The sequence below is a fragment of the Mycobacterium sp. genome (genome assembly GCF_049280035.1).
Taxonomy (GTDB): domain Bacteria; phylum Actinomycetota; class Actinomycetes; order Mycobacteriales; family Mycobacteriaceae; genus Mycobacterium.
The window spans coordinates 1-3624 of sequence record NZ_JBAPPI010000035.1 but is presented as its reverse complement, the minus strand read 5'-3'; the positions used below and the strand labels follow the sequence as shown (position 1 = coordinate 3624).

Annotated in this window: 2 protein-coding genes and 2 pseudogenes; 2 read left to right on the top strand and 2 right to left on the bottom strand. The window is 66.0% G+C overall.

What is annotated here, in order from left to right:
* Nucleotides 1–544: pseudogene (locus WAN71_RS01180) on the top strand (cyclodehydratase); the annotation flags it as partial.
* A gap of 43 nt (nucleotides 545–587) precedes the next feature.
* A pseudogene (locus tag WAN71_RS01175) lies at nucleotides 588–1932 on the top strand (ABC1 kinase family protein).
* Between the two features lie 83 nt (nucleotides 1933–2015).
* Here WAN71_RS01175 and WAN71_RS01170 read toward each other — a convergent pair.
* Both WAN71_RS01170 and WAN71_RS01165 read right to left on the bottom strand, forming a co-directional pair.
* Nucleotides 2016–2285 carry a WhiB family transcriptional regulator gene (locus WAN71_RS01170; protein WP_422223575.1) on the bottom strand — a complete coding sequence of 90 codons (270 nt, stop codon included), beginning with the start codon at nucleotides 2283–2285 and terminating at the stop codon, nucleotides 2016–2018.
* 415 nt (nucleotides 2286–2700) lie between these two features.
* On the bottom strand, nucleotides 2701–3624 hold a 924-nt coding region (locus WAN71_RS01165), incomplete at its 5' end, for a 3'-5' exonuclease (RefSeq protein ID WP_422223574.1).

Below are 3624 nucleotides of genomic sequence, written 5' to 3'. Positions count from 1 at the left end.
CCGGGTGCACGGCCGCGGGCCGCTGTCAGAACTGCTGGTCGAGTCGCTGCGCTGTTCGGGTGCCCGGGTCAAGCAGAGCAGCCAACCGCATGCCGCGGTGACTTCCGCCGAAGCCGACCTGGTGGTGTTGTCCGACAACCTGGTCGCAGACCCGCGGATGCTGCGCGACCTGCACAGTCAAGGCGTCGCGCACCTCGCGGTCCGGGTGCGCGACGGCACCGGCCTGGTCGGCCCGCTGGTCATCCCCGGTGTCACCAGCTGTTTGGGGTGTGCGGATCTGCATCGCAGGGACCGCGATGCGGCGTGGCCTGCCGTCGCGGCGCAGCTGCGCGAAACCGTCGGCGTCGCCGACCGCGCAACCCTGCTCGCCACCGCTGCGCTGGCGCTCAGCCAGGTCAACCGAGTGATCGGTGCGGTCCGTGGATCGGACGCCGACGGTGATCCCGAGCCGCCGCCGGCGTTGAACGCCACGCTGGAGTTCGACGTCCATGCCGGCTCGATCGTGGCGCGGCACTGGCCCAGACACCCACTGTGTTCATGTTGACAGCGCGTGTTTTCAGATCGATGCGGGCAAGCACCGACCGGTCATGGATGATGGTTGTCGTGGCAGACATCAAACGCGGGGGCGCTGCGCGCAACGCGAAGCTGGCCAGCATTCCGGTCGGCTTCGCCGGCCGGGCAGCACTCGGGTTCGGCAAGCGGCTGACCGGCAAGTCGAAAGACGAGGTCAACGCCGAACTGATGGAGAAGGCAGCCCATCAGCTGTTCACCGTGCTCGGCGAGCTCAAGGGCGGCGCGATGAAGGTCGGCCAGGCATTGTCGGTGATGGAGGCCGCGATCCCCGACGAGTTCGGCGAGCCGTACCGAGAAGCGCTGACAAAACTGCAGAAGGACGCGCCGCCGCTGCCCGCCGAGAAAGTGCACCGGGTGCTCGACGCCCAACTCGGTACCAAATGGCGCCAACGGTTCTCCGACTTCAACGACACACCGGTGGCCTCGGCCAGCATCGGGCAGGTGCACAAGGCGGTGTGGTCGGACGGACGCGAGGTCGCCGTCAAAATCCAGTACCCGGGTGCCGACGAGGCGTTGCGCGCCGACCTGAAGACCATGCAGCGCATGATCGGGGTGGTCAAACAGCTGGCCCCGGGTGCCGACGTGCAGGGCGTTGTCGATGAGCTGATCGAGCGCACCGAGATGGAGCTCGACTATCGGCTGGAGGCCGACAACCAGCGCGCATTCGCCAAGGCGTATGAGGGCCACCCGCATTTCCTGGTGCCGCACATCGTCGCCAGTGCCCCCAAAGTTGTTGTTCAAGAATGGATCGACGGCACGCACATGGCCGAGATCATCCGCGACGGCACCGTCGAACAACGCGACCTGATGGGGTTCCGGCTGCTCGAGCTCACTTTCGACGCGCCGCACCGGCTGGAGATGATGCACGGCGACGCCCACCCCGGCAACTTCATGTTGTTGTCCGACGGCCGGATGGGTGTCATCGACTTCGGCGCCGTGGCACCGCTGCCCGGTGGCTTTCCGATCGAGCTCGGCATGACGATCCGGCTGGCCCGCGAAAAGAACTACGACCTGCTGCTGCCGACGATGGAAAAAGTCGGCTTCATTCAGAAGGGCCAGCAGGTGTCGGTGCGGGACATCGACGAGATGCTGCGTCAGTATGTCCAACCCGTCGAGGTCGAGGTCTTCCACTACACCCGCAAGTGGCTGCAGAAGATGACGGTCGGTCAGATCGAAAAGTCGGTGTCACAGATCAAGACCGCCCGGCAGATGGACTTGCCGCCCAAGCTGGCAATCCCAATGCGGGTGATCGCATCGGTGGCCGCGATTCTGTGCCAGTTGGATGCGCACGTGCCGATCAGGGCGCTGTCGGAGGACCTGATTCCCGGCTTCGCCGAACCCGACACAGCGGTCGTCTGAATCCACCGGTGGCTGGACGCCGAGATCGACGCCAGCGCGCGAAAGCGCTTGCACTAACGTCAATCTCAACGTAGAGGTTTGATCTAAGCGGCGACCGAATCCTTGCGTGGACGTCCACGCGGCCGCTTGCGGTTCACGATGCTGCCACGGTCGAGGATCTCCCCACCCCACACGCCCCACGGCTCTGCGCGTTGCAATGCCGCGGCCAGGCACTGGTTTCGAATCGGGCAGTCGGCGCACAACGCCTTGGCGCGCTCCAGATCAGACGGGCTGTCAGCGAACCACAGGTCGGGGTCGCCGACGTGACAAGGCAACTCCGGCTGCTGCTCGTCGGGGACTGTCGGGGTCGACATGTCCGGTTCACCTGCTTCCTGGTCTAGCGGCGGTCTTGCGGAGATCCGGACCAGGTGATGGGCTGTCGACCCAAAACTGTGGCCACGGATCCTTTTGACTTCGGGTCCGTGGCCATTTGGCGAGATAGTGGGCTGTTACCTAGGTAGAGCCCCGATCCACGGACACTTCGGTCGCGGCGGCGGCACGGCGCTTGGGCGCCGCGGCCAAGGCGGCCGCCGCGGCGGCATGGGCAGCATGGTGGGAGCCAGTGTTGCCAGCCGAAACGACCGGGCATACACCGAACACGTTCATGCTGATCATCGTGGCTCCCTCCTCTCGTCTAGTAGCTGCCGTCGGGCGCGAAGATTGCGGTTCGAGATTAAATCCTAACAGCCTGACCCGGCAAGCGATTTTCTGACCTGCGGTTTTGGTGGCCTAGCCACGGCTGCGGACCAGCTCCAACACGTCCGGACCGAACTGCTCCAGCTTGCGTGCGCCAATACCCGGAATCGCGACCAACGCGGCGTCGTCGGCGGGCAGCAGCTCCGCGATCGCGATCAGCGTGTTATCGGTGAACACAACATATGCGGGCACCTTCATCTCCTTGGCGGTGCGCAGCCGCCAATCCTTGAGCTCTAGCAACAGCTCGTCGTCGATATCTGCCGCGCACGTTTCGCAGCGGCGCAACATGATCGCCGCCGGCGTGGTCAGCTGGTTGTTGCAGATCCGGCAACGCTGTGAGGGACCAGTGGCACCGCGATTACGGCGCGGCCGACTCGGGGTGGAGTCAGCCGCGGTCTGCGGCGAAAGGCCGTTGAGGAATCGCGACGGCTTGCGACTCTGCCGCCCGCCCGGGTTCCGGGACAACGACCAGCTGAGCGCCAAATGCATTCGGGCCCTGGTGATTCCGACGTAGAGCAGTCGACGCTCTTCTTCGACGGCTTCACTCTCGGCGCCGTGGGTTAATGCGTGCGAGATGGGCAGGGTGCCATCGGTCAATCCGACCAGGAACACCGCATCCCACTCCAGCCCTTTGGCGGCGTGCAGCGAGGCCAACGTGACACCCTGCACCACCGGCGGGTGGCGCGCGTCGGCGCGGGTCCGCAGCTCGGCCACCAAATCGGGCAGATCCAACTGCGGGCGGTGCGCCACCTCTTCATCGACCAGCTCGGCTAACGCGGAAAGCGCCTCCCAGCGCTCCCGGGCCCGGGTTCCCGTCGGCGCTTCGGCCGCCAGACCCAGCGGTTCGAGCAGCCCGCGCACGATGTCGGACAGCGGCGATCGCAAGCGCGGCGCAGCCGGGCGCAGCGGGTCGCCGCCATCGGACAGGGCGCCTTCGCCGTCAGCGCCGCGGTTGGC